A 26664-nucleotide genomic window follows, 5' to 3' on the forward strand; every position below is an offset into this window, starting at 1 on the left:
TAATATATGGTATTCTAGGTTTTAACAGTATAGCATTTAAGAGGAAGCACCTCTTTCACGAATTTCGTGGGAGAGGTGCTTTTTTTGCGTTCAAATATCATGCGTACTGTAAGACGACGAAAGTAGGGATTCATATGCAGATCGTATTTATGAACCGTTTGTGCAGAAGATCAGGAGTGGACGGGGAGGTTTTTGCCCAGCTGTGGATTGGAGAGGAAGAGGGGCAGTGGCGTCTTGGCTGGCGTGATTTCTCCGGCGAACAAGAGACGGGCGACAGCCTGTGGTATGAAGGCGGATCATGGAATGAGATGCTCTGTGTATACCGGCACGAGCTTGCCGTGAAGATGGGGGATGGCTACCGCCCGCTGATTGACGGGGTATTTCATGACGAGGATAACCTCAGCAGCCGCAGCCAGGAGCAGCTTAAGCTGCAGTATTACAGTGAGCAATACGGGAATGAAGCCATCTTCGAGGAGCTATGCTCCTGGCGCAGAGGGAAGGCCTCCAGCGAACGGAAGGCACCTTATATCCTGGCCAGCAACCGTCTGCTGCGCATGATCAGCGCGTTTCTTCCCCGCACGGAGGAGGAGCTGCTGCAGCTTCCGGGTGTCGGTGAAGGCAAAGCCTCACAATATGGAGCGGACTGGCTCAGCATCACCGCGGCGGCTGAGCGTGAGCATGATTTTCCGCTAAGCTGGGTGAATCATGCCATTGACGAAGAGAGCTTTGTATCCTGGCATTATAAGCAGAAGGAGCTTAAGTACAAGAAGCAGCTGGAGCGGCTGAGACTGCGGCGTGTTCTGTTACAAGGGATCGAAGAGGATCAAGGGATGGAGCAGCTTAGAGTGCTTAGCGGAGTTTCCCGCCGTGAAGTGCTTGAAGTGGTAGAGGAGCTGGAGAAGGACGGCTACTCGGCCGAGAAGCTCATTGCCCTGGAGCTGAGCGAAGTGAGCCCCGAAGAACAGAACAATATTTGGACCGCCTATGAACTGATCGGCGACAACTTCCTGAAGCCTGTCCTCTACAAAGCTTACGGCGACAACTTCGTTCCTGCTGACGGACTCGATCTGTATTACGAACGCCTGCGGCTGATCCGCATCCGTTTCCGGCGTGAGCATCCGGCGGTGGTAGGGATGGTCACGCCTCAATAATTATTGAGGGGTGACGGCCTGCATCAGCTTCAATCCGGCGGTCCTGATGACCTGAACTCCTGGGCAGCGCGCAGACGCATTACATAACGGTGACATATCAAAAAGACGAAGGCTCTCCGAGTCCCGGAATAGCCGGGTATACGGTGCCTTCGTCCTTCGTATTCGTCCGCTCTGCTTCATAGCCACTCCTTCTTACGGAAGATAATGAGCATTCCGCAGCCTAACGTCACCATGACGGCAATGACGCCATAGTAGCCGTACTCGGTGTGAATCTCCGGTATATTGTCAAAGTTCATGCCGTAGATCCCGGTAATCACGGTCAGCGGCATGAATATGGTAGTAATCGCTGTAAATACTCTCATGATTTCATTGGCGCGGTTAGCAATACTGGACTGATAAGCTTCACGTAAGTTGCCCATGAGATCGCGGTACGTTTCGAAGGTTTCAGAGATCTTTACCGCATTCTCGTAGATATCGCTGAAATACTTCTGCAGCTGATCGTCAATCAGGCGAAGATCCTTTTTGTTGAGCGTGTTGATAACTTCCTTCTGCGGGCCGAGCATCTTCTTCAGCCAGAGAATCTCACTGCGCAGACCGATGATCTCACTCAGATGCGATTTCTTGGTATGCATGAGGATGTCTTCCTCCAGCTTCTCAATCCGCGCTTCAATCCGGTCACCGACCGAGAAGAAGTTGTCGACAACGAGGTCGATCAGCAGATACAGGAAGCGGTCAGGCGTATTGACCTCCTGCTCCCACAGTACGGGCTTCAGGACACGCAGCTCATGGATCTTCTGCTTCGTAACGGTAATAATGAAATGTCTGCCAAGGAATACGTTGAGCGCACGGAGGAAAATTTCCTCATCATCGAACCGGATGCTGTTCACCACGATGAAATAATGACTCTCATAAATCTCCAGCTTCGGACGCTGATCCTCTTCACTTAGACAGTCTTCCACAGCCAGATCATGCAGGCCGTATATAGGCTGAAGCTCTACAAGGTCTTCCACATCCGCATCAATCCAGTAGAACCCCTCGGCAGGGGCGGTTAAAGTTTCTTCAATATTGTCAATAGGCGTAAAAACCCCTGCATTTACCAGCCGGATTTTCATCTGATTCACTCCTTATGTCCCTGGTCTTCTCCAGGGGTATGCTAATTTCAGCACACGGAAAAAAATCAGCTTGGCCGGTGGTACAATCATGGATGAAGGCCAAAAGACGGTCCGAGAGCATGAAGAAAAAGGGCTCCCGCCGCCGGCAAGCTGATGTTAATCCTGTGTGGTTGTTCATTCTGCACGCTTATTCGCGAGCCCGGGTCGCCTTCCATTTTCTCTCACCTCTTCTTTTCGCCGTTTTGGGTTTGAAACACTTGTCTAGTATAACGCCGGGATATGGCTCTTACAAGAGAAATTGTTTTCTGTCATAAGGCCCCTTCAGCATTGTATGGACTTGACGAAAAGGAGGTTCATGATTTAAAGTGAAATTTAAGAAAAAGCATCTTTCGGATGCTTCAAGGTTATTTAACTGAATACAGCTAAATCTTATCAAGAGCAGGTGGAGGGACTAGCCCGATGAAACCCGGCAACCGGCGTGTGAACGCACGGTGCTAATTCTTGCGGAAGCTTTGCAGGGCGTTATTCGTCCGGCGGAAGTTCTCTGGCAGATGAGAGAGGCGCATATGACTGCATGATATGACCTTTCTCGCCCGGGAAAGGTCTTTTTTCGCTACCCTGCCTCAGTATTAACCACCAAGTGGAACCCCATTTCAGTTAAGGAGTGAACAGCAATGCCTATCAAAATTCCCGACAGCCTGCCGGCCAAAGAAGTGTTATCCGGTGAGAATATTTTTGTAATGGATGAAAGCCAGGCCTTCCATCAGGATATTCGTCCCCTTCGAATCGCCATCCTGAATCTGATGCCAACCAAAGAAACTACGGAGACACAGCTGCTGCGCCTTATCGGGAATTCCCCGCTTCAGGTGGATGTTGTCCTGCTGCATCCCAGCTCCCATACGTCGAAGAATACTTCGGCTGAGCATTTGAAGAGCTTTTACAAAACCTTTGATGAGATCAGCCACCGCCGGTTCGACGGCTTGATTGTAACGGGCGCTCCCGTAGAACAACTGGAGTTCGAGGATGTCAACTACTGGGAAGAGCTGAAAGTGATTTTTGAGTGGAGCAAGCAGAATGTAACCTCGACGATGCACATCTGTTGGGCCGCGCAGGCAGGGCTGTATCATCACTTCGGCGTGCGCAAGGTGAGTCTGCCGGACAAATGCTTCGGAGTGTTTCCGCATACGATTAGCCATAATAATGTCAAGCTGCTGCGCGGCTTCGATGAAGTGTTCCATGTGCCGCATTCCCGCCATACCGACGTCTCCCGTGAAGATATTGAGCAGAACCCGGAGCTGCAGATTCTGGCAGAATCCGAGGAAGCCGGGGTGTACCTGGTGGCTACGCATGACGGGAAGCAGATTTTTGTCACCGGACATTCGGAGTATGATCCCTTCTCGCTGAAATGGGAGTATGACCGGGATATCGCCAAGGGGATGGAGGTTGCCCTGCCGAAGCACTATTATCCCAAGGATGATCCTACCCGTACACCGCCGGCAGTCTGGCGCGCCCATGCTAACTTATTATTCGCTAATTGGCTCAATTACTATGTATACCAGGAGACTCCTTACGATATCGGGGCATTTATCTAAGAGGTTGACTTATTATTATAGAAGCAATTAATCAGGTGCATACACATAGCCGGGTGCTTTGGAAGCGAGTTTAACCCGAAGAATGATCAGGTTGTGTACGCTTTACCAAACTTTTAGGAGGCAATGGAGATGGACGAGAAACTGAGAATTGAGAGCAGACTGGCACAGATGGGTTCGATGGAGGACCCCGCTACCGGGGCCATTAATTACCCGATTTATCATGCGACGGCCTTCCGTCACCCGAGACTTGGACAGAGCACAGGCTTTGACTACATCCGCACCAAAAATCCTACCCGTTCTGTACTCGAAGAAGCGGCAGCGGCCCTGGAATCCGGGGATGCCGGCTTCGCCTGCGCTTCCGGTATGGCTGCACTGACTACTGTGTTCACCTTGTTTGGACAAGGGGATCATCTTATTGTATCGCTCGACCTGTACGGCGGAACCTACCGGCTGCTGGAACGAATTCTCTCCAAATACGGCATCAGCGCCTCCTATGTAGATACGAATGATCTGGAGGGTCTCGAAGCGGCCCGCCAGCCGGGCACGAAAGCTGTATTCATTGAGACGCCGACCAATCCGCTGATGATGATTACGGATGTCGAAGCGGTATGTACCTGGGCCCGCCGTCACGGGCTGCTCACGATTGTGGACAATACGCTGTTGACTCCGTTCTTCCAGCGCCCGCTGGAGCTTGGGGCAGATATCGTGGTTCACAGTGCGACCAAGTATCTGGGCGGGCATAACGATGTGCTGGCGGGGCTGATTGTGACCAAGGGCGCAGAATTGTCGGCTGAAATGGCCATCCTGCATAACTCCCTGGGCGCGGTTCTCGCACCGAATGACAGCTACCAGCTGATGAAAGGCATGAAGACCCTCGCCCTGCGCATGGAGCGGCATGAGAGCAACGCCCTCGCCATTGCCCGTTATCTGCAGGAGCATCCGGCTATTGCCGAGGTCTTCCACCCGGGCCTGCCGGACCATCCGGGCTATGCCATTCAGAACCGCCAGTCCAGCGGCAACACGGGAATCTTCTCCTTCAAGGTAAAAGAGGTCAGCTATGTGGAGCCGCTGCTCCGCCACATTAAGCTGATCGCCTTCGCCGAGAGTCTGGGCGGTGTTGAATCGCTTATGACCTATCCGGCGATACAGACCCACGCCGATATTCCGGCTGAAATCCGCGATGCGGTCGGCGTGGATGATCGCCTACTGCGGTTCTCGGTCGGCATAGAGCATGTAGATGATCTGATCGCCGATCTAAGGCAGGCCCTGGAGGCCGCCCGGAGTGAGCTGGAATAAGGCAATGCGCCGGACCTGGCCCGGCATGTGAAGATTCGCAGAACGTACAAGCAGCAGTGCCTTCGGGCGCTGCTGTTTAATTTTGCCTGGGACAAGGGCAATTATCAGTCCTGCGCAGCGAAACATTTCTCAAGGACAGCTGATTGTGATACGATGGGAGAACGAGTATTTTACTTCAAATTAAATTTATCTATACTACTTCATAGATTAAGAGGAGGCCGTCAACGGTGAGTGCAATTGACCTTATTCTGGATAAGACACTTAAGGGTGAGCGTCTTCAACTGGAAGACACGATCACGTTGTTCGAGAGCAATGAAATTGAGAAGATGGGCGCTGCTGCAGATATTATTATGAAGCGCTGGCACCCGGAGCCTGTGACGACATTCGTCATCGGCCGCAACATTAACTACACTAATGTATGTGATGTATATTGCCGCTTCTGCGCCTTCTACCGCAGACCCGGTTCGGAGGAAGGCTATGTGCTTCCCGATGAGACAATCTATCAGAAGATTGCTGAGACCATGAGCGTAAACGGAACCGAAATTCTGATGCAGGGCGGTACGAATCCGAATCTGCCGTTCAGCTATTATACGGATATTCTGCGCGGCATCAAGCAGCGGTTCCCGGAGATTACGATGCATTCCTTCTCACCTGCTGAGATTATGAAAATGGTTGAGGTCTCCGGCCTGCCGCTGGAACAGGTCATGCGTGAGATTCATGCTGCGGGCCTCGATTCTCTGCCCGGCGGTGGCGCAGAGATTCTCGATGACCGTACCCGCCGCAAGATCAGCCGGCTTAAGGGCTCCTGGCGCGAGTGGATGGATGTCATGCAGACCGCACACCGGATCGGCATGAACACGACAGCCACGATGGTTATCGGGCTGGGCGAGAGCATGGAAGAGCGGGCGCTGCATCTGCTGCGTGTCCGTGAAGCGCAGGATGAATGTATTGCGAACAAATATGACTCCGAAGGGTTCCTGGCGTTCATCTCCTGGACCTTCCAGCCGGATAATACGAACCTGAAGCTTGACCGGCAGACACCGGAGGAGTATCTGAAGACTGTAGCCATCAGCCGTCTGGTGCTGGATAATATCAAGAACTTCCAGTCCTCCTGGGTAACGATGGGGCCTGAAGTAGGCAAGCTCTCCCTGCAATACGGCTGTAATGATTTCGGCAGCACGATGATCGAGGAGAACGTAGTCTCCTCCGCTGGCGCGACCTACAAGGTCAACATCGAGTCCATTACCCAGCTCATCCGCGAAGCAGGGAAGATCCCGGCGCAGCGCAACACGCGCTATGACATTCTGCGCACGTTCGAGGATGCGAATGCGAAGATTGATAATGATTTTGTGATGCAGAACTAGAATAAATAAAGAAAACAAAAATAACGGAGTTAAACTACAAATTGTAGTTTTTACTCCGTTATTTTTATGCTAAATTGCAATGCTTGTTTCATTTTTTATAAATAGGATAATAAATCGGATAGTTTTTTGATGTTTAGATACCTTGTGCTTGCTTGAGAATTCGTTCTTGATAGGACTAATACTGATTGTATACCCAGAGCTGATGCACCATCTAAGTTCTGTTCATAATCATCGACAAATACTGTTTCTGTTGCCGGCAAATGCATCGCATCAAGTGCATGGCTGAACATGCCGGGATTAGGTTTGTTTTCTCCAAGTTCAAAACTAAGTGTCATATTATCAAAATACTCATAAATACCAGCATTTTTAAGAACCCTTTTGATTGACGGGTCGGTATCTGAAATAACTCCAATCGTAACCTTTTCTTTCAGGCTTTCAAGGGTCTGTTTTGTATGATCAAAAAACACATAATTAGCATCGTTATACACTCTATCGTAGGCAATGATTTCAGCTTGTTCGTCGGTAAGGTGAATTTCAGGTAACCCTTCAGCCATTGTTTTATAGTAATTTGTATACCTTTCAAGCTCCTCATCTTCAGTTTTGTAAACTTCATTTTTGAGGTGCTCATTTGCTTTTGAAATTGCCGTATTCAATTGTTCTTGTGGTATTGACCCTAGTATTTGCGGATTTATGTATTCCAACGCTTTTAATGTTATCCTCCAATCACCTGTTGCAGGGCGGAAAATCGTCCAGCCAAGGTCGAGAAATATACCGCGTACAGGTTTTTGTATAGTCATTTCAACTCCCCCTATAAATCCTATGGTATTGTAAAAATCCATTTATAAAAGAGTAATTAATCTGTTTTTATTTCCTGTTTAACCTGTCCAACAGGATGGAGTCCAATTGAATTGGCTTTTTCCGCTTTCTTCACTTAATTGTTCGCTTAATTGTAAAATGATATCGTTATATTTTACAAAAAACCGGTTCGGCCCCCTAATTGTGGAGACATTCTGCTAAAAACTCGTGTTTTCGCAGTTTCTCGTTTACAGCGTTATTTCTATCGGTTTTAGCTTGCCCGCTTTCCATGCGGCTTGGTATTGCTTGGGGCTCAAACGCTGCAAACTGCCATGAAAACGGCGCTCGTTGTAAAATTCAATATAGGCTGCGACTGCTTCATAGGCTTCTTCAAACGTTTCAAAGTACCTTTTTGCATACAAATCTCTCTCCAAAATGCTATGAAATGACTCAATGTAGGCGTTCATATTCGGCGTTTTTGGAGGAATTCGTTCATGCTCCAGCGGACGCTGTGTTTCCGCACACAACTCGCCAAAGACGTCACTTAAGAATTGCGGGCCGTTATCCGAACGGATGACCGGAGAGGGGTCTCCAGGCTGCAAACGCCTGTCTAGAGCCTCTCTTAACGTGGCACAGACTTGCTTGGCTGTACAACTCGCTCCCACGTGGTAGCCAACAATGCAGCGGTCAAACACATCAATCATATCAAAGATAAAAAAGAAGCGGTCGTAGCCATGAACATATCCATATTTAATGTCAATCTGCCAGAGTTGGTTGGGGCCGGTGACCACTCGATTTCGTGCCAGGTGCCGAGGGTATTTTACGTTCTTTACCGGCTTTTTCTGAAGCAGCCCGAGTTTCTTGCACAGCCGATATGCCTTCTTGTGGTTGAGAATTAAGCCCTGCTGGACCCACAGGGCGTAGGCGAGGTTCCGGTAGCCATAGCCGTTCTCCTCTCCCTCCACCAGCTCACTCAGCCATTCCTCGATCTGTAGGTCACTCACCCGCAGACCACCAGTGGTGAGGGAATAGGAGGGGATCGGACGGCCCGACGTCGTTATTGCAGCAGGGCCGCCTAGAAGCCCCGAGAGACGTTTTTTATGGGCATAGTAGGTGGAGGGTTGAACCTCTATAATCCGTAGCACCAATGTCACCGTATACCCCCGCTTTATCGTTTCGTTGGCCAGTTCGAGTCTGTCTTGTAAGCGGGGTTGGCTTTTTTTAGGAGTTCACGCAGCAGTTCGATCTCCAAATCCTTTTCGCCCAGTAGCTTAATGGCCGTCTCCATCTTCGTCTCCAGGTCTTGGACACGCTCCGCATCTTCAATCCGTTCCTGAACGGACGGGGTAGCCTCTTCTCCAAACCGTTCCTTGTAGAACTTCACCCAATTGGAAATCGTGCTGGGTGAGACGGAGTACTTTCGGGCGAGGAAGGAAATCTTGGTTCCATGGATCGCTTCTTGGGCTACTTTGATCCGCTGTTCGTCGTACAACTTGTTGCTTCTCATCGGCTCCACTCCCTCTTCTTAGTGTACCTCTTACATGTCAAGGTCTCCACTTTGATTAGGGGGCTTAAGAGAAACGATCAATTAATGTGAGATTTTACACAACAATTTATAAGAGTTAATGCAATTTGATAGATTCATAGGCAGGGCTATGATACAATTTTTCGGACAGTGGTAGAATAATATAGCAATCACAGGGAGGAAATTAGATTTATGGGAGAGAGAAGATGGAACAAGCCGATAGCTTCTTTATTGGCTACCACAGTTCTGGCAGCACAGATGCTGGGCGGAGTATTCAATGTTCCTGTGCTGGCGGCAGGAAAGGCTGAGGCTTCTCCGGTGATTAATCCGGGAACCATTAATTTACGTTTGATGAGCACTACTGATGTTCATACGAACGTATATGGATGGGACTATTTTAAGGGTGCCGCCTCCGCGACTGTAGGTCTGGACCGTACTTCAACCTTAGTAAAGGCTGCACGCAATGATCCAGACGGCAAGTACAACCTTTTGCTGGATAATGGCGATTTAATTCAAGGAACACCACTGGGAACGTACATGGCCCAAGTGTCTGACTTCAAGACTAGCGAGGACCAGATTCATCCGATCATCGCAGCTATGAACCTCATGGGTTATGATGCAGCAACCTTCGGCAATCATGAATTCAATTATGGATTGGATTATCTGGACCGGACAGTTAAGGGCAATGTGAGCAGTGCAACCTATAAAGAGTCTACGGGTGCGAAATTCCCTTATGTGAATGCAAATATTTATAATAAGTCAGACGGTAAAAATACGTTTGAACCTTATCAAATCATCGATAAAGTAGTAAAGGACAGCAACGGCAATACCGTTACCATTAGAGTCGGCCTCCTGGGTCTGGTTACTCCGCAGATTATGGAGTGGGACAAGGTGAACCTGGAGAAAAACGTTGTTGCCGAAGACATTGTGGAAACAGCGAAGAAGTTTGTTCCTGAAATGCAGAACGATGGTGCGGACGTTATCGTCGCCATGACTCATTCCGGGTTCGACGCTGCGGCCGCTGAAGGAACGGGAGCAGAGAATGTCATTAACCTGCTGAGCAAGGTTCCAGGCATCGATGCCATTACCTTCTCGCATACCCACAAGGTATTCCCGACGAACGGGGATGACAGCAAGCTGGATGCTTCCTTCAAAGATCCGTCCACCAAGCTTCCTTACAATAATGATGTAGCCAAGGTAGATAACGTTAACGGCCATATCAATGGCACTCCGGCAGTACAAGCGGGCTATGGCGGAGGTTACCTGGGCCTTATCGATCTGAAGATCGCCCAGAACAGTAGCGGCGAGTGGACAGTAGACAAAGCAGGCTCCAAGGCTTCTACACGCTCTATTGCTGGCGCAGCCGTTGACTCTGCCATTGATGATCTTGCCGGAGCGGCACATCAAGCTACGATTGATTACGTGAATCAACCGCTTGGTGTAACAACTGCGCCGATGAACAGCTACTTTGCTATGGTGCAGGATGATCCGACAGTACAGATCGTAACCTATGCCCAGCAGCAGTATGTATCTAACTTGATTCATACTAACGAGAACTTGGCTGATTATAGAAACCTGCCGATCTTGAGCGTCGGTGCACCATTTAAGGCCGGACGCAACGGCCCTGAGGAATATACGGACATCAAGAAAGGCAACCTTACGATTGCCAGTGCTAGCGATCTGTATCTCTATGACAACACGCTGAAGGCGATTGTAGTTAAGGGTTCGACCGTCAAAGAATGGGTGGAGATGAGTGCAGGAGCGTTCAACCGCATTAAGCCTTCCATCTCCACGCCTCAGCCGCTTTTAAATTCAGCATTTGCTGTGTTCAATTTCGATGTGATTGACGGCATCAAATATACACTTGATGTCACCCGCAATGCGAAGTATAAGCCCGATGGCAGCATCAACGATAAGTCCTCCAGCCGGGTAACTTCCATCACTTATGACTACCAGCCACTGGATCTGGATCAGGACTTCGTGGTCGTTACCAACAACTACCGTGCAAGCGGCGGCGGGAACTTCCCGGGTGTCAAAGGCGCTAACATGATTATTGATTCCCAGATGGAGAACCGTCAGGTGCTGATGGATTATATCAGTGCTGCGGGAACGGTTGATCCAACAGCAGACAACAACTGGTCGATTGATCCTATTGAAGGCAACGTCACTGTAACGTTCCCGTCTTCACCTAAAGCAGAAGCAGTCGCTCCTGCTAACATTAAAGCTACAGAAATTAAAGATGTAAATAATTTCAAAATCTACACTCTGGACCTCAAAAAAACTGTTCCAACCCCAACAGGAGATGTTGAAGTCCATCTGCTGGGCATTAATGACTTCCACGGTCAACTGGACACTACCTCCGTGGTGAACGGTGAAGCTGTAGGAACAGCGGCTACACTTGCGGCTTATTTGAAGGAAGCCCGCGCCAAATATGAGCATTCGCTGTTGTTCCATAACGGCGACTCTGTGGGCGCATCCGCTCCGGTATCTTCACTGGAACGCGACAAGCCTACGATGGAATGGATGAATCTCATGAAGTTCGACATCGGCACCCTGGGGAACCATGAATTTGACCAAGGTGTTGAGGCTATGAAGGCTCAAATCTACGGCGGTAAAGACCCTAAGAATGAGAAAGTCGTCCATAATGGAGCAGATTTCGATTATATCAATGCCAACGCAGTGGACAGCACCACCGGCAAACCTATTATCACGCCTTATGTTGTAAAAGAAGTTGGCGGCGTGAAGATCGGCTTCATCGGAGTTGTGACCAAAGCAACGCCAAGCAAAGTATCGCCAGCCGGTACAGCCGGTGTGAAATTCCTGAGTGCCGAGGAAGAAGTCGCGGCGATTGAGAAATATGCGGCCGAGCTGAATGCTCAAGGCGTCAAGACGATCGTGGTGCTTGCCCATGATCCGGCAACAACGAAGACTGATCCGGTTACCAAAAAGAATGTATCCACCGGCGAAGCTGTAGATTTGGCTAATGCGCTTCCTGCCAATTCCCCGGTTGATGTTATCGTAGCAGGGGACAATCATGGCTATGCCAATGATATGGTGAACGGTAAGCTGATCGTTCAGGCTTACTCTTACGGAACGGCTTTTGAAGACATCAAGCTGGTGATTGACGGAGCTACAGGTACAGTGAAGAGTAAAACAGCTACTGTAACGAACACGGTTCAGAGTAAAATCACACCGGATGCCGAAACCAAGGCGTTGGTGGACTACTATCTGAATCTGCACCCTGAGCTGACTCAGCCTGTAGGAACTACTGACGGTACAGTAACCCGTACAGATGCTTACACTAAGGAATCAGCATTGGGTAATCTGATTGCAGATGCGATGCGTCATGCTATCTTCAAAGAGGGCGAGAAAGATCCTGCTGATTTCGCCTTCATGAATCCGGGCGGTATCCGTGCGGATCTTCCGAAGGGCAATGTAGCGTTCGGGGATCTGGCGAAGATCCAGCCGTTCGGCAACACGCTGGTGAAGCTGACCCTGACTGGTCAACAGATCAAGACCCTGCTGCAGCAGCAATGGGCAGTTAAGCCTGACGGCACCGTAGACACGAAGACACTGCAAATCTCAGGTCTGAAATATACAGCTAACATGTATCTGCCGGTTGCAGAGCGTGTGGCTAACCTGACTAAGGCTGACGGAACACCTATTGAAATGTCGAAGAGCTACACGGCTGTAGTTAATAACTTCATGGCTGCGGGCGGCGACAATTATAAGGTATTAACTGAGGCAAGCTCCTCGCTGGCCGGACCGATTGACCTGGATGTATTCTATGAATATATCGTCAAAACATTCAACGGCGGCGCGATCACGGCTGCTCTTGAAGGCCGGATCACTAATGTGGAAAAAGACCCTGGAACGGTTAATCCGAACCCTGGTAATAACCCTGGACCGGTGACAACTGCAACACCGAAGCCAACGGCTTCGCCTTCGGCCACTCCAAGTCCGGCAGCAACACCAGCGGCAACGGCAGCTCCAACGCCAAGCCCGGCGGTACCTGTTGTAGCCTTCAAGGATCTGGGCAAGGTAGCTTGGGCCGCAGATGCCATTAATTCATTGGCAGCTAAAGGCATTATCAAAGGGATGGACGGCACGAACTTTGCGCCAATGAAGAGTGTAACCCGCGCAGAATTCGTAACCATGCTGGTTCGTTCACTTGAACTTGGCAATTCGGCTTCACCTGCGAAATTCAGCGATGTGAAGCAGGGTGTCTGGTACTCTGATACGATTGCTGCGGCTGTGAATGCAGGTCTTGTAAAAGGCTCCGGCAACGGTAAATTCGAACCGGGCCGTGAGATTACCCGTGAGGAAATGGCGATTATGATTGCGAATGCCCTTAAGGGCCAACTGCAGCCGGTTGACGCTGCAACGTTGAACAAATTCACGGATAAGGCCAAGATTGCTCCTTACGCCCAACAGGCGGTGGCACAGCTGACTCAGATTGGTATCGTCAACGGTGTGGATGCTAAGCAGTTCGCACCGAAGAGCATGGCTAACCGTGCCCAGGCTGCGGTGATCATCTTCCGTATGCTGGAGAACAAAGCTTCATAAGTCAGATAGAAGGCCCGTGCTGAAATAGCACGGGCCCTTTTCTGGCCTGAGGACGGACAGCCGGTTTGCGCTTGACGGAAGATAAGCTGAGATTTATAATTGCCTTAATTCATGTTATCAGCGTTGACAAAGATATGAACCACTTGCTTTGGACCGTTTCAGAGAGAGGAAGCCTCAGGCTGCAACTTCCTCCGGTACCGGCTGTTGGTTTACCCCTTTGTAGCTGCGGTTATGAACTCCTGACGGCTTCCGTACTCCGGAACCTTAACGGATAATAAGAACCGCCGGTTCATGGCCGTTATCCCCATGCTAACGAAGGATTATATTCTGCAGTGAAGCTGAAGCATAAGCGGCAGCTGCAAGGATAGATCGAATTTGGGTGGAATCACGGGTGCAATCACTCGTCCCTTTGCGGGACGGGTGTTTTTTGTGTGAAGAGTTCAGCGAAGTATAGCCCAACAAACTTTAGGAGGAAGTAATCATGTCAGTAAATATTAAGCTTCCGGACGGATCGGTCCGGGAATACGCAGACGGCAGCAGCATTGATGATGTAGCCGCCTCTATCAGCAGCGGACTGCGGAAGAACGCCGCAGCAGGCAAGCTCAACGGGATTGTCGTAGACCTGTCAACACCGCTGCAGGAAGGCGATCTGGTAGAGATCGTAACTCTTGATTCGCCGGAAGGTCTCGAAGTGATGCGCCACAGTACAGCTCACCTGATGGCGCAGGCGGTAAGACGCCTGTTCGGCACCAAGGAAGTGAAGCTTGGAGTAGGTCCTGTGATCGAAGACGGCTTCTATTATGATATGGACCTGGAGCATCCGCTCAATCCCGAGGATCTGCTGAAGATCGAGAAGGAAATGGACCGCATCGTCTCGGAGAATCTGCCGATTGTCCGCCATGAGGTCAGCCGGGGGGAAGCACTGGAGCGCTTCGGCGAGCTGGGTGATCCTTACAAGCTGGAGCTGATTGAAGCTCTGCCGGAAGACAGTGTCATCACCATCTATGAGCAGGGCGAATTCTTCGACCTCTGCCGTGGCCCGCATTTGCCGTCTACGGCCAAGATCAAGGTATTCAAGCTGATGAATGTGGCCGGGGCTTACTGGCGCGGGGACAGCAAGAATAAGATGCTGCAGCGTGTCTACGGCACAGCCTGGATCAAGAAGGCACAGCTGGATGAGCATCTGCGCCTGCTGGAGGAAGCGAAGAAGCGCGACCACCGGAAGCTGGGCAAGGAGCTGGAGATTTTCACCTTCAACCAGTTAGTTGGACAAGGCCTGCCGATCTGGCTGCCTAAGGGCGCGAAGCTGCGCAGTATTCTGGAGCGTTATATTGTGGATCTGGAAGCAAGCCTCGGATATCAGCATGTCTACACTCCGGTACTGGGGAACGTAGAGCTGTACAAGACTTCCGGACACTGGGAGCACTATCAGGAAGATATGTTCCCTAAGATGACTATCGATAACGAAGAGTTCGTGCTGCGCCCGATGAACTGCCCGCATCATATGATGATCTACAAGAGTTCGATGCACAGCTACCGCGATCTGCCGATCCGTATTGCCGAGCTTGGGATTCAGCACCGTTATGAAATGTCGGGAGCCTTGACAGGTCTGCACCGCGTGCGTTCCATGACGCTGAATGACTCGCATATCTTCTGCCGTCTGGACCAGATCAAGAGCGAGTTCATCCGCGTGCTGGAATTGATTAAGCAAGTATACAGCGACTTCGGGATTGAAGATTACCGGTTCCGCCTCTCCTACCGTGATCCTAAGGATACTGAGAAATATTATGCCAACGACGAGATGTGGGAGACTGCACAGCGTATGCTGCGTGAGGTAGTCGAAGAAGCAGGTCTGCCGTTCTACGAAGCCGAAGGCGAAGCGGCCTTCTATGGTCCGAAGCTCGATGTGCAGATTAAGACTGTACTCGGCAAAGAAGAGACACTCTCGACCGTACAGATTGACTTCCTGCTGCCGGAGCGCTTTGAGCTGGAATATGTCGGCGACGACGGCCAGAAGCACCGTCCGGTTGTCCTGCACCGCGGGATTCTGGGAACTATGGAACGGTTTGTAGCCTTCCTGCTGGAGAACTTTGCCGGTTCACTGCCGCTCTGGCTGTCCCCGCAGCAGGTGAAGATTATCCCGGTATCGTCGGCCTTCGACGAATATGCGAAGGAAGTGGAAGCGAAGCTGCTGCGTAGCGGCATCCGGGCGGAAGTGGACTTACGCAATGAGAAGATGGGCTACAAGATCCGTGAAGCTCAGCTCGAGAAGCTGCCGTACATGTTCGTAGTCGGCGAGAATGAAATGAACGCCGGCAGCGTGTCAATCCGCAAACGCGGTGAAGGGGATATCGGTGCCCAGCCGCTGCAGGAAGCTATTGATTCGCTTGCACAGGAAGTTGCCGGACGCGTTATCTAGAGTATTACACTAAGCCTCTGTTATAAGCCGCATGAGACCGCCGGAACGCGGTTTCATGTATATAATTTTGTGAAACGGGAAACCTTCGTAGTATGGGGAGGGTTTAACTAATGAACAAAATGGGCTTATACCAGAGGTTTTGGTGTCTTTTCGTCACGATCGTCCTTATGCTGACCGCTGCCGGGATCTTCCCGGATTACGCGCGCAAGTCGGTTCAGGCGAGAGGGATGGAAGACACTGCAGGACAACTTGGCAGCAGTATACAGAAGCAGTCACCGGTTGGGAGTCAGCAGGCAGGCTCAGCATCTCGTCTTGGAGGCTCTTCAAGAGTCGTACGGCCGGATGCCGCAGTTAAGGCTCCTAAGCAAGAGGGACAGGCAGCTAAGCCTAAGAATGCTGTCAAGGCCCCTGGTTCAATACCGGTAGCTGCGCCGGCTCCAGAGCAGATCATCACTTCGCTGAAAGTAACAGCGACCGGCTATACCGCCGGATACGAATCCACCGGCAAGACCGCGAAGCATCCGGAGTACGGGATTACGTATTCTGGAGTCAAGGTACGGCGGGACAAGAATGCGGTATCCACGATTGCTGCGGACCCGAAGGTGCTGCCGCTGGGAAGTATTTTATATATACCGGGTTATGGATATGGAATTGTGGCTGACACCGGATCAGCGATCAAAGGGCGGAAGATCGATCTTTACTTCAGCACCACCAAGCAGGTCTACAAGGAATGGGGCAAGAAGTCGGTCGTGGTTCAATTGATTAAGCGCGGCGACGGCAAATGCACGGAAAGTATGCTGAAGAGTCTGGGTCACGCTATCCAGACCTATAAAGCGGTTCCGCAATATTTGCTGGAAGAAGCTATTTAAGGGATGCTTACGCCATACAATCCGGGAGTTTGAATTTATTTTCACGTGAGTATGCATAATACAGGGGGCTGCTTCCCATAATATCGACTGGGGCAAATACTTGCTTCTTCCGATACTATAGGGAGGTGATTCTCGTGGCTAATTCCAAGAAACCGAAGGTACAGGAAAATTTCAAAACACCAAATGAAAAATACAATGCAGAGTTCGCTGTTGAAAATGACGGCGCTACTAAGCAAAGCAGCACTTCTATGACCAAGCCGGCTCAGAAACCGCAGCAGTAATGCTGGGTTCCCGGTAAGCTCCTGAAGCAACAAGCTGTCCTGCCATGTCCGGATTACGGGCTGGGGGGCAGCTTTTTTATGTAGCTATAATATTACTTATTATTCCAGCTATCTCAGTCTGTAGACTGAGATACGGTTCCTTCTTACGCCGCTGTTCTCCGCCGCATTCTTCCTGTAGACTAAGGCTATAAGTGTTTACTAAGGAAGAGTTGTATTTACGACAAGGGGGATGACATTATGAAACGAAGGTTCACCAGTCAGGTGCTCGGGGGCCTGCTCCTCATCGCTCTGGGGGGAATGTTCCTGCTTCGGCAGATGGGCTACACGGATTTCAGTCTGGGTTCACTGATCTCCACCTATTGGCCGGTTATTCTGATCGTGATGGGAATCAAACGGTTTTTGGCTCCGGATGAGCAGCATTCAAGATTCTCGGCAACACTGGGAGGGTTCTTATTTCTGGCCCTTGGGGTGTTTTTCCTGGGACGGAATTTAGACTGGTTCTACTACTCGGCAGGCGATTTCTTCAAAATGCTGATTCCGGTCATGCTGATCGGCGGCGGATTATCCGTCATCTTCAAGCCGCGGCCGGGCACTCCGCCTATACCTCCGGCACCGCCTTCACCACCGGGATACTATCCGCCTGGACCCGGTAAGAGTCCGCTGGATACAGCGCCGCCCGCTCCGCTGGAATCTACGCTCGATCAGCAGTTCGAGCAGAAATTCGGCAAGACGGCTGGCAGCGAGGATCGGAACTGGAATGATTATCTGCATAAGAATGAGGAAGACGCAGACGGTAACCCGCTTCATGCCTCGGCGGATACCCGCTGGCAGGAGAAGCAGGAGCGCCAGGAACGAAGACGCCACGAGCGTCAGGAACGGCAAGCCCGCCGTCACGGCGAATGGCATGAGGAGTTTCAGGATTCCGGACATGATAAGGACGCGACGAACCGCTCGGCTTTTATCGGCGATGTGCATATGGGCAAGGAGCATTTTCAATTGAAGAGGACCAACATTTCGCAGTTCATCGGGGATACGGTGCTGGACCTGACCAATGCGCAGATTCCTTACGGCGAGACGAAGATTAATATTTCTGCTTTTGTCGGCGACATTAAGGTGTACATTCCAGATGATATGGATCTGGGTGTGGCTGTGACCGGCAGCTCGTTCATCGGTGATATGCAGGTGCTTGAGCAGTCGCGCAGCGGGTTCATGAGCAATGTGCAGTGCAAGACGCCATATTACAAGGAATCGGGCAAGAAGGTCCGTATCAACGTTAGCTGCTTCATCGGTGACGTTAAAGTTAAAACGGTGGGTTAAATGGGGATCTTCAGTAATACCAAGTGGATGCTGCTGGTGTATTTCCTGCTTAGCGGCGGGGTGAGCGCGGGGCTGATGTATGCCGGGACATGCCTGGGCTATATTCAGGTGGTGGATACCCGGATGTGGATCTACCTGTGTCTGGGCATTGTACTGTTCACGGTCATCATCGGCTACATCGCCGGTCAGCGGATTCAGCGGCGGATCGATCATCTGGATCTGAATATGCTACAAGTGGCCAAGGGGAATATGTCGGTGCGGATGCCGGAGAGCGAGGACCAGTCTTTTGCACGCGTCTATCATGAGTTCAACATTATGATGGATACGGTCGAGAAGAAGATGAAGCGGCTCCAGCAGCTCGGGGAACAGGAAGTCATTGAGAAGGAACAGGCAGCGGAGAGCGCGGTACTGGAAGAGCGCAGGCGTATGGCCCGGGATTTGCATGATACGGTGAGCCAGCAGCTGTTCGCTATTCATATGTCCGCCTCCTCGCTGCCTAAAGTGCTTGAACGCAGCGCCGAGCACGGGCAGACGGTGATGGATCAGCTGATCAGCATGTCCCAGATGGCGCAGAAGCAGATGAGGGCGCTGATTGCACAGCTGCGTCCGGTGGAGCTGGAGGGGCGCAATCTGTTCGAGGCACTGGAGAAGTGGTTCCCGGATTACTGCCGCCAGAACGGGCTCAAAGGGGTGAAGGAGCTCGAACTGCAGGGTGAGCTGTCCGAAGCGATTGAGCATCAGCTATTCCTGATCATTCAGGAATCGATGGCTAATATCGTTAAGCACGCCGGTGCGCGCGTAGTCAGTCTGTCGCTGCGCGAGGTGACGCGGCAGGTCGTGCTGAGCATCAGCGATGACGGTCAGGGCTTCGAGCATGTGCAGCATAAGCAAGGCTCCTACGGACTCACGACCATGCGTGAGCGTGCCGAGAAGCTCGGCGGCCAGGTCGAGATTATCAGCCGCAGGGGAGCGGGAACGACGATCCGCGTACATATTCCAAAGTTTGTCCAAGGCCGCGCGGAGACCACTGCTAACGGGACTGACGCCGATTCTGAAGAGGCTTGATGGGCTCAGCGGGGAAGAAGCTGGGGCAGTATCATGCTATACAATTGTTAGGAGGAGTGCAGAATGAGTCTCGTAAAAGTACTGCTTGTAGATGATCACGATATGGTGAGGATGGGCCTCAAAACTTATCTGATGCTGGACCCGATGTTTGAAGTGATCGGGGAAGCAGCCAATGGACATGAAGCGCTGGCGATGCTGCGTGAGCTGGGGCAGGAGGCGCTGCCGGATCTGGTGCTGATGGATCTGATGATGCCGGTGATGAACGGAGCTGAGACCACACGGGCGGTCCTGGCCGAATTCCCCGGCCTCAAGATTGTCATCCTTACCAGCTTCCTGGAGGACGATCTGGTGGTTGATGCGATTGAAGCCGGGGCTGTCAGCTATGTGCTCAAGACCGTCTCGGCAGAAGAGCTGATCTATGCGCTGCAAGGCGCCTATCGCGGCATGCCGGTGATGACCGGTGATGTGTCGCAGGCACTGACCCGCGGCATCCGCCAGCGCACGGTCCAGGGCGACTCCTCCGGCTTGACCGAACGGGAGAAGGAAGTGCTGCTGCTGATCGCCGAGGGCAAGACGAATAAGGATATCGGCGAGGAGCTGCATATCAGCATCAAGACCGTGAAGACCCATGTCAGCAACCTGCTGATGAAATGCGAGCTGGATGACCGCACCCAGCTGGCGATCTACGCGCACCGCAAGGGCTGGGCGCAAGGGTAGCAGTTGCAGACTTTTTGACTTAATCTAATGATCTATCGAACCGATAAGGAGGCTATCCGAATAGCAAACGCCAATCTGATGAAGGAAATGAATCTGAATAATGTGCGCCAGGTGATGAAACGTATGGAGACGGCCACAAAACCCCAGCTAGCTGCATTGACCAAGCTGAGCGTAGTAACTGTGAACTCATTAGTTAAGGAACTGTCCGAGTTAGGGGAACTGTTCGAAGACTTGGTGGTGCCCTCCAACGGGGGCAGACCCGCACAGACCTATCGCTATAATTATAATTTCAGCCTCGCGTTGGTGATGTACGTGACAGAAAAAGCGGGAAAGGTCCTGGTCTCCGCCACAGTTATCAATTTGAAGGACGATATTCTGATGAAGGATGAGCATATCATCCCGGTTTTCGAACGAGATTTCTTCTATACAATCATTGAACATGCACTGAGCCAGTATCCTTCCATCAAGGTGATTGGCATAGGTATTCCGGGACAGGCGGTAAACGGGGAAATTAAGGTCAGCAGTCTCCGGGAGCTGACGGGCTCACGTTTGATAGAAGAGATCGAGACCCGGTTTGGGCTGCCTATTCTGGTGGAGAATGATGTGAATGCAGCGATCAGCGGATATTGCATGAAGCATAGCGAAGGCGAAGAGCAATATTTACTGGGTCTCTACTTTCCGAACGGATACCCGCCGGGTATGGGGATATATCTGAACGGCAGTATTCTAAAAGGAAATCAGGGGATGTCAGGCGAGGTTAAGTTCCTTCCCGATATGCCTGAGTGGAGCCTGGAGATACCCCGGGATACATTCATAGCTGCAACCTGCAGGATCTTACAGACGGTGAATGCAGTGCTGGCCCCGGATAGAATTGTCATTTATCAGGACAGAGTAGAGGATGAAGTCTGGACATCGGCCTGGGCAGCCTATCAGCTTCAGCATCCCATGCCGGTGTATCCGGAGGTCGTGTTACAGCACACCTTTCAGGAAGATTTCGAGCACGGTCTGCGCAGGCTGACCCTGAAGGAGTTAGAGCCGGAGCCTACATAGACCAAACGTACTAACAACCCTTGTTAACTACAGGGGTTTTTTGTTGTTTTATTGAATAGATTAATCCGCTTCTTGACAAAAAATAAGAGAGAGCACATACTTAATTTATATACTTTATAAAGATTATTTATTAAGTGATTTTAGGGGGAGAATTTTTGTCTACGTATTTTTTGATTATAATTTATCTGGCTTTTATCAGTCTGGGACTTCCCGATTCTTTACTTGGCTCTGCGTGGCCTGTGATCTGGCCAGAGATGGGGTCTTCGCTTGGGTCGGCGGGAATCATCTCGATGATTATTGCCGGAGGGACCATCGTGTCCAGTCTGTTTAGCAATACAATGGTGAAACGCCTGGGGACAGGACGAATTACCTTTGTCAGTTGCCTCTTAACCGCCGCTTCATTGTTCGGATTCTCCGTGTCGCCATCCGTGTTGTGGTTCATTGTAATGGCCGTTCCGCTAGGTCTTGGAGCAGGAGCAGTGGACGCGGCGCTGAATCATTATGTGGCCGAACATTACAAGGCTCATCATATGAGCTGGCTGCACTGCTTTTGGGGCGTAGGCGCGACCCTGGGACCCATGATTATGGCGGTCAATCTCGTACACGCCCAGTCCTGGAGAGGAGGATATGCGGTTGTTGCCATCATTCAGTTCGGATTCGCGATGATTTTGTTAGTGACACTTCCGCTATGGAAAAAGGTTGCTGCCACGCGGGAGCCGCAGCTTCCCGCAGCACTTAGCGGCAATCTTCCAGATGATGCGGCAGTGAACCTTAAGCCGCAGGCGAACACCATCCGCTTGCGGGGCGTGAAGCCTACTCTTTTGACGTTCCTGTTGTACTGCGGAATAGAAGCGATGGTTGGACTGTGGGGCGCCAGTTATCTGGTAGGTGCAAGGGGAGTTGCGCCAGATACGGCAGCGGCCTGGATCTCCGTATACTATGCGGGCATTACAGTTGGCAGGCTGATTACCGGCTTCATCACGTTAAAAGTCCGTAACCGCCTTCTTATCCGTTACGGTCAATTGGTGACCATTGCAGGCGGAGCCGTTCTTGTAATCCCGTTCCATCCGGCCCTCTCACTTGCAGGGCTGATATTGATTGGTCTGGGCCTCGCACCGATTTATCCGGGTCTCCTGCATGAGACGCCGGCCCGGTTCGGCAAGGAGAATTCAGCCCGCCTAATCGGGTATCAGATGGCGGTAGCCTATACGGGGACAACGTTAATTCCGCCGTTATTTGGACTTTTATCCGTGCGCACCAGCATTTCCGTATTCCCTTTTGCTGTACTTACGCTCCTGATCTTCATGTTCTGCAGTGCAGAGCGGGTGAACCGGCTGCTGGGCCCATCCACTTTAGGGAGGGAATAAACGTGGCTTATATTCTTATATGCGCAATCATCTGGCTGGCCGCCTACTTTCATATGGCAGCATTCAAAGAACCTATGGAGGTGAAGCCTATCCGTACCATAGAAGATCTGTTTGATTAATCAACGATCCATCATCGTCTTGGTATCTTTTATCTCCGCTTAAATTGTTTTTAATGTGACCTTAAGGTTTACAGTACAAAATAAGGACATCAAAACAAATAACACTTTGCCTGACACGGCAAGGCGCGGGAGGAAAGTAAACATGGACGATAACAAAAACAACAACTTTAATCGTGATCATGAACCGGGACCAGATCGTGAATGGGACAATAATCATACTGATACTGATAAAAGCACTAATTCATCCGCAGAAGGCGGCTCGTACTATTATTCTTACGGACCTTTCAAATCGCTGAACAATGATGAGATGAACGGCAATGACCCGCAGCACTATAACCGCCGCGAACCTGAGCGGGTTGAGGTTACACCGCCACAGCCGGTGAAGTCCTTACCTTATAACACATCGCTCCGCACTACCGGCAATGACGGGAACGGCGGGCGCGGCGGAAATCCTCCTGAGGGAGGAAACGGCTGGCAGTACAACCGTAAGCCGAAGAAGCCGGTGAAGGCGGTATTGGTATCTTTTCTCGCTGGAATGGTGGTCTTATCAGGCTCCATGTTCATGGCAGACCGGGGGAATTGGTTCACAGGAGGCCAGGAGGCAACCACGGTTGCATTGAATCCGGCGGGGAAGACGGCTAGCGGCAATGCCAACATTACACCTTCCACTTCCGCAGCTGCGCTGGTCACCGGCTCGGGAGATGTATCCGGCGTAGTTGATGGGGTAGGGCCGGCAGTGGTCAAGATTGAGACGCTGGTGAAATCGAATAACTCGCGGAATAGAAGCAGCAGCCCGAATATGAGCGATCCGTTCTCACAGTTCTTCTTCGGGGATCAATTCGGCGGCGGCTCCGGTTCGAATAACTCGGAATCCCAGCCGGGCTCGAATAATTCTTCTCCGCAGCTTACACCTTACGGTATTGGCACAGGCTTCATCTATAATTCGAACGGTTATATCCTGACCAACCAGCACGTGGTAGATGGCGCCGATGTCATCCAGGTTACCGTAGACGGCACCTCCAAGACTTATGAAGCGAAGCTGCTGGGCTCCAGTAAGGATCTGGATCTCGCCGTACTGAAAATTGAAGGCTCGGACTTCCCGTCTGTGGCTCTGGGCGATTCCGACAGCATCAAGGTAGGCTCTGAGGTGGTGGCGATCGGTAACCCGCAGGGCTTCGACCATACGGTGACAACCGGGGTGCTTAGCGCCAGAGGCCGCAGTATTGATATCAACGAAGAAGACGGCAGCGGCGTCAAAACCTATAAAAACCTGCTCCAGACCGATGCCTCCATCAATCCGGGGAACTCGGGCGGCCCGCTGCTTAATATGAACGGCCAGGTCATTGGTATGAACGTTGCAGTTAGCAGAGACGCTCAGGGTATCGGCTTTGCCATTCCGGTAAATACCATTAAAGGCGTAGTAGATAAGCTTGAAGCCAATCAGGAAATTCCGAAGGAACCGGTACCATTCATTGGAGCCACCCTGATGACGATTACCGATGAAGTTGCCAAGCAAATGGGGACAACGATTAAAGAAGGCTCTGTAGTGGCCGAAATTGTCTTCAAATCTCCAGCCTATACAGCAGATCTGCGCCCTTACGATATCATCACAGGAATTGACGGAAAGAGCTACGCTACCAGCCAGGATCTGATCACTTACATCCAGACGCTTAAGGTAGGCGATAAGGCGACTCTGAATGTGGTCCGTGACGGCAAGAAGCTGGATCTGCCCGTAACGATCGGCAACAAGAATGATTTCGAGAATGCACAGACTCAGAAGCAATAAGCACACCGGACGGTGAGCGGCAGAGCGGAAGGGGCAACCCTTCCGCTCTGTGCTGTTCGTGTACGGATGCGGAGAGACTGGTGCATCTGATACAATAGAGATATATGAATGAGACAATGGGGGCTGCCGGATGCGACCGAATATACTAATAATTGATGATGATGAGAAAATAACCTCCATGCTCCGCCGCGGGCTGGCCTTTGAGGGCTATGATGTCAAGACTGCGTCGAACGGGGCGGATGGGCTGCGCGCTGTTCTGAACAGTGATCCCGATGTGGTCATTCTGGATGTCATGATGCCACAGGTCGACGGGTTCGAGGTATGCCGTCGTCTGCGTGAGGGCGGCAGCAGTGTTCCTGTGCTGATGCTGACCGCTAAGGATGAAATTGAACACCGGGTGAAGGGGCTTGACCTGGGTGCAGATGACTATCTGGTGAAGCCGTTTGCTCTGGAGGAGCTGCTGGCCAGAGTCCGGGCACTGCTCCGGCGCAAAAGCGAGCAGGGAGGAAGCCCGGATCAAGCGGTCTCTTATGAGGATATTACGCTGGATGTGGATTCCCGGGAAGTAACCCGCGCCGGCCGTCGCCTGGAGCTGACGGCGAAGGAATTCGAGCTATTGCATCTGTTCATGCAGAACCCGAAGCGGGTGCTCTCCCGCGATCTCATCATGGATAAGATCTGGGGCTATGATTACAGCGGGGAATCGAATGTGCTGGAGGTATATATTGCAATGCTGCGCCAGAAGACGGAGGAGCATGGCGGCAAACGACTGATTCAGACGATCCGGGGAGCCGGTTACATCCTAAGAGGTGACTAATATGTCCATACGTTTGCGGCTCACTGCCTGGTATTCTGGGATTCTTGCCGTTATGCTGCTGGTCTTGTCGGCGGTTATCTACGGCTTTGTCTATATTAATACGTATGGCGATTTGAAGGACCGGCTCCAGAATCTGTCGCAACAGGTAGAATTGAAGGCTGGCCTGACTCAGGACGGAACCCTTCAGCCGATGCTTGGGGGACCGGCGGGTCAGAGCCTGTTTGCCCAAATGTACATCTATGATCTGGACCGGCTGATTCCAAGCCCGAATATGACCGAAATTAAACTGAAATTCCAGGTTCCTGCCAAGGAGGACCTGCATAGCCAGGAGGGATTCCTGCAAGCCAGGTATGGCGGCAACCCCTTCCTGATCTATCAGCGGGCGGTTGATGTAACGCTCAACAACAGTCTGCCTGCGCCTGCTGTCCTTCAGGTCGCCGTCTATACGGGGGAACAGGTCACGCTGCTTAACCGGCTAAAGAATATTTTGCTGGCCGGTTCCTTCGCTACTCTGGTCGCGGCCTTCACCTTCGGCCTGTTCCTGGCCCGCAAGGCGATGAGCCCGATCGGCATGGTCATTGAGGCGGCGAACGGGATACAGACGGGAACCGACCTCAGCTCACGGATCGAATACGACGGGCCGGAGGATGAGATCGGGCGGCTGATCGCGACGGTCAACAGTATGCTTGGGCGGATGGAGGGCTTCTATACGGGGCTGGAGGAGGCCTATGCCACGCAGCGCCGCTTCGTCTCGGATGCTTCGCATGAGCTGCGGACACCGCTTACAACCATCCGCGGGAACATTGATCTATTGCAAAAGGTCTGGGAGATGGACCCGCAGGACAGCCGGATGACCGAGGCGGAGATCCGTCAGCTCTCGATCGAATCCGTGAAGGATATTGCTGATGAGTCTAAGCGCATGAGCCGTCTGGTCGCGGATATGCTCTCCCTGGCCCGGGCGGATACCGGCCGGACCTTCGAGATCGAGCCGGTAGCACTGGAGCCGATGATGACTGAAGTGGCCCGCCGGGCGTCGTTCCTGACGCGTGAAGCGGAGTGGTCTGTCGGTGAGATGGGCCATCTGAACGGTAAGTATATCCTGGGGAATAAGGATTATCTGCAGCAGATGATGTTTATTTTCATTGACAATGCGTTCAAATATACCCCGGCCGGTGAGGTTACGCTGGATGCATTGCTGTATCAGAATCAGGTAGGAATCCGCATTGCCGATACGGGAATCGGGATGGACAAAGATGAGGTGCCGCATATCTTCGACCGCTTCTACCGCGCAGATGAATCCAGAGGAATCACGGAAGGCATCGGGCTTGGATTGTCCATTGCCAAATGGATTATTGAAGAGCATGGAGGCTCTGTTGAGGTGGTCACCCGTCAGGGGGAAGGGACTACCTTTGTCATCTGGCTGCCGCTTCTCTTTGCCCCGCCGCTGGAATAGGTT

Annotated in this window: 20 protein-coding genes and 1 riboswitch; of the genes, 16 read left to right on the forward strand and 4 right to left on the reverse strand. The window is 51.5% G+C overall.

Annotated features, from left to right (window positions below; translation table 11 throughout):
* Positions 1-134 precede the first annotated feature (134 nt).
* Positions 135-1151, forward strand: a complete 1017-nt coding sequence (locus NST43_RS07200) for an HRDC domain-containing protein (RefSeq protein WP_339223424.1) — start codon at positions 135-137, stop codon at positions 1149-1151.
* A 176-nt stretch (positions 1152-1327) separates the two neighbouring features.
* Here NST43_RS07200 and corA read toward each other — a convergent pair whose 3' ends face one another.
* Positions 1328-2263 carry a magnesium/cobalt transporter CorA gene (gene corA / locus NST43_RS07205; protein WP_209991434.1) on the reverse strand — a complete coding sequence of 312 codons (936 nt, stop codon included), beginning with the start codon at positions 2261-2263 and terminating at the stop codon, positions 1328-1330.
* A gap of 426 nt (positions 2264-2689) precedes the next feature.
* Positions 2690-2821, forward strand: a riboswitch (SAM riboswitch).
* Positions 2822-2937: 116 nt separating this feature from the next.
* On the opposite strand from corA, the gene metA reads away from it, so the two are divergent.
* From metA to mqnC, 3 genes are all read left to right on the forward strand, one after another.
* Positions 2938-3855: a homoserine O-succinyltransferase gene (metA, locus tag NST43_RS07210; RefSeq protein ID WP_209991433.1), complete on the forward strand. Its 918-nt coding sequence runs from the start codon at positions 2938-2940 to the stop codon at positions 3853-3855.
* A 129-nt stretch (positions 3856-3984) separates the two neighbouring features.
* Positions 3985-5151 carry an aminotransferase class I/II-fold pyridoxal phosphate-dependent enzyme gene (locus NST43_RS07215; protein ID WP_339223427.1) on the forward strand — a complete coding sequence of 389 codons (1167 nt, stop codon included), beginning with the start codon at positions 3985-3987 and terminating at the stop codon, positions 5149-5151.
* A gap of 227 nt (positions 5152-5378) precedes the next feature.
* Positions 5379-6515, forward strand: coding sequence for a cyclic dehypoxanthinyl futalosine synthase (gene mqnC / locus NST43_RS07220; RefSeq protein ID WP_209991431.1), 1137 nt, complete (start codon positions 5379-5381; stop codon positions 6513-6515).
* 95 nt (positions 6516-6610) lie between these two features.
* On the opposite strand, the gene NST43_RS07225 is transcribed toward mqnC, so the two are convergent.
* The 3 genes from NST43_RS07225 to NST43_RS07235 all read right to left on the reverse strand — a co-directional run bounded on the left by NST43_RS07225 (position 6611) and on the right by NST43_RS07235 (position 8817).
* Positions 6611-7312, reverse strand: a complete 702-nt coding sequence (locus tag NST43_RS07225) for an HAD-IA family hydrolase (protein ID WP_339223430.1) — start codon at positions 7310-7312, stop codon at positions 6611-6613.
* Between the two features lie 246 nt (positions 7313-7558).
* The gene (locus tag NST43_RS07230) at positions 7559-8464 is read right to left on the reverse strand and encodes an IS3 family transposase (protein WP_209994904.1); all 906 of its coding nucleotides are present in this window, start codon (positions 8462-8464) and stop codon (positions 7559-7561) included.
* A 14-nt stretch (positions 8465-8478) separates the two neighbouring features.
* Positions 8479-8817, reverse strand: coding sequence for a transposase (locus NST43_RS07235; protein ID WP_209994905.1), 339 nt, complete (start codon positions 8815-8817; stop codon positions 8479-8481).
* Positions 8818-9027: 210 nt separating this feature from the next.
* Here NST43_RS07235 and NST43_RS07240 point away from each other — a divergent pair, with 210 nt between their 5' ends.
* The 12 genes from NST43_RS07240 to NST43_RS07295 all read left to right on the forward strand — a co-directional run bounded on the left by NST43_RS07240 (position 9028) and on the right by NST43_RS07295 (position 26661).
* The gene (locus NST43_RS07240) at positions 9028-13401 is read left to right on the forward strand and encodes a bifunctional 2',3'-cyclic-nucleotide 2'-phosphodiesterase/3'-nucleotidase (RefSeq protein ID WP_339223432.1); all 4374 of its coding nucleotides are present in this window, start codon (positions 9028-9030) and stop codon (positions 13399-13401) included.
* Between the two features lie 481 nt (positions 13402-13882).
* The gene (gene thrS / locus NST43_RS07245; RefSeq protein WP_339223434.1) at positions 13883-15820 is read left to right on the forward strand and encodes a threonine--tRNA ligase; all 1938 of its coding nucleotides are present in this window, start codon (positions 13883-13885) and stop codon (positions 15818-15820) included.
* 260 nt (positions 15821-16080) lie between these two features.
* Positions 16081-16689 carry a 3D domain-containing protein gene (locus tag NST43_RS07250; RefSeq protein ID WP_339225361.1) on the forward strand — a complete coding sequence of 203 codons (609 nt, stop codon included), beginning with the start codon at positions 16081-16083 and terminating at the stop codon, positions 16687-16689.
* A 134-nt stretch (positions 16690-16823) separates the two neighbouring features.
* Complete coding sequence (locus NST43_RS07255) at positions 16824-16970, forward strand: hypothetical protein (protein ID WP_209991427.1); 147 nt, start codon at positions 16824-16826, stop codon at positions 16968-16970.
* 237 nt (positions 16971-17207) lie between these two features.
* Entirely contained in the window at positions 17208-18287 is a 1080-nt protein-coding gene (gene liaF / locus NST43_RS07260; RefSeq protein WP_339223437.1) for a cell wall-active antibiotics response protein LiaF, read from the forward strand.
* Complete coding sequence (locus NST43_RS07265) at positions 18288-19352, forward strand: sensor histidine kinase (protein WP_209991425.1); 1065 nt, start codon at positions 18288-18290, stop codon at positions 19350-19352.
* Between the two features lie 63 nt (positions 19353-19415).
* Positions 19416-20069, forward strand: coding sequence for a response regulator transcription factor (locus NST43_RS07270; protein ID WP_339223439.1), 654 nt, complete (start codon positions 19416-19418; stop codon positions 20067-20069).
* Positions 20070-20123: 54 nt separating this feature from the next.
* Positions 20124-21119, forward strand: a complete 996-nt coding sequence (locus NST43_RS07275; protein WP_339225362.1) for an ROK family protein — start codon at positions 20124-20126, stop codon at positions 21117-21119.
* Positions 21120-21274: 155 nt separating this feature from the next.
* Positions 21275-22486, forward strand: a complete 1212-nt coding sequence (locus tag NST43_RS07280; RefSeq protein ID WP_339223441.1) for an MFS transporter — start codon at positions 21275-21277, stop codon at positions 22484-22486.
* Between the two features lie 261 nt (positions 22487-22747).
* Positions 22748-24391: a trypsin-like peptidase domain-containing protein gene (locus tag NST43_RS07285; RefSeq protein WP_209991422.1), complete on the forward strand. Its 1644-nt coding sequence runs from the start codon at positions 22748-22750 to the stop codon at positions 24389-24391.
* Between the two features lie 130 nt (positions 24392-24521).
* A complete protein-coding gene (locus tag NST43_RS07290) occupies positions 24522-25208 on the forward strand; it encodes a response regulator transcription factor (protein WP_209991421.1) in 687 nt (228 codons plus the stop codon).
* Position 25209: 1 nt separating this feature from the next.
* Positions 25210-26661 carry a HAMP domain-containing sensor histidine kinase gene (locus tag NST43_RS07295; protein WP_209991420.1) on the forward strand — a complete coding sequence of 484 codons (1452 nt, stop codon included), beginning with the start codon at positions 25210-25212 and terminating at the stop codon, positions 26659-26661.
* Positions 26662-26664 lie beyond the last annotated feature (3 nt).

Source organism: Paenibacillus sp. FSL H8-0332, from assembly GCF_037963835.1.
Taxonomy (GTDB): Bacteria; Bacillota; Bacilli; order Paenibacillales; family Paenibacillaceae; genus Paenibacillus_AQ; species Paenibacillus_AQ rhizoplanae.

What these genes read in the sequence shown, in the direction of transcription:
- NST43_RS07270 (WP_339223439.1), top strand. Translation starts at nt 19,416, where the DNA reads ATGAGTCTCGTAAAAGTACTGCTTGTAGATGATCACGATATGGTGAGG.
- NST43_RS07295 (WP_209991420.1), top strand. Translation starts at nt 25,210, where the DNA reads ATGTCCATACGTTTGCGGCTCACTGCCTGGTATTCTGGGATTCTTGCC.
- liaF (WP_339223437.1), top strand. Translation starts at nt 17,208, where the DNA reads ATGAAACGAAGGTTCACCAGTCAGGTGCTCGGGGGCCTGCTCCTCATC.
- NST43_RS07285 (WP_209991422.1), top strand. Translation starts at nt 22,748, where the DNA reads ATGGACGATAACAAAAACAACAACTTTAATCGTGATCATGAACCGGGA.
- NST43_RS07240 (WP_339223432.1), top strand. Translation starts at nt 9,028, where the DNA reads ATGGGAGAGAGAAGATGGAACAAGCCGATAGCTTCTTTATTGGCTACC.
- NST43_RS07225 (WP_339223430.1), bottom strand. Translation starts at nt 7,312, where the DNA reads ATGACTATACAAAAACCTGTACGCGGTATATTTCTCGACCTTGGCTGG.
- NST43_RS07290 (WP_209991421.1), top strand. Translation starts at nt 24,522, where the DNA reads ATGCGACCGAATATACTAATAATTGATGATGATGAGAAAATAACCTCC.
- thrS (WP_339223434.1), top strand. Translation starts at nt 13,883, where the DNA reads ATGTCAGTAAATATTAAGCTTCCGGACGGATCGGTCCGGGAATACGCA.
- NST43_RS07200 (WP_339223424.1), top strand. Translation starts at nt 135, where the DNA reads ATGCAGATCGTATTTATGAACCGTTTGTGCAGAAGATCAGGAGTGGAC.
- NST43_RS07235 (WP_209994905.1), bottom strand. Translation starts at nt 8,817, where the DNA reads ATGAGAAGCAACAAGTTGTACGACGAACAGCGGATCAAAGTAGCCCAA.
- NST43_RS07215 (WP_339223427.1), top strand. Translation starts at nt 3,985, where the DNA reads ATGGACGAGAAACTGAGAATTGAGAGCAGACTGGCACAGATGGGTTCG.
- corA (WP_209991434.1), bottom strand. Translation starts at nt 2,263, where the DNA reads ATGAAAATCCGGCTGGTAAATGCAGGGGTTTTTACGCCTATTGACAAT.
- metA (WP_209991433.1), top strand. Translation starts at nt 2,938, where the DNA reads ATGCCTATCAAAATTCCCGACAGCCTGCCGGCCAAAGAAGTGTTATCC.
- NST43_RS07265 (WP_209991425.1), top strand. Translation starts at nt 18,288, where the DNA reads ATGGGGATCTTCAGTAATACCAAGTGGATGCTGCTGGTGTATTTCCTG.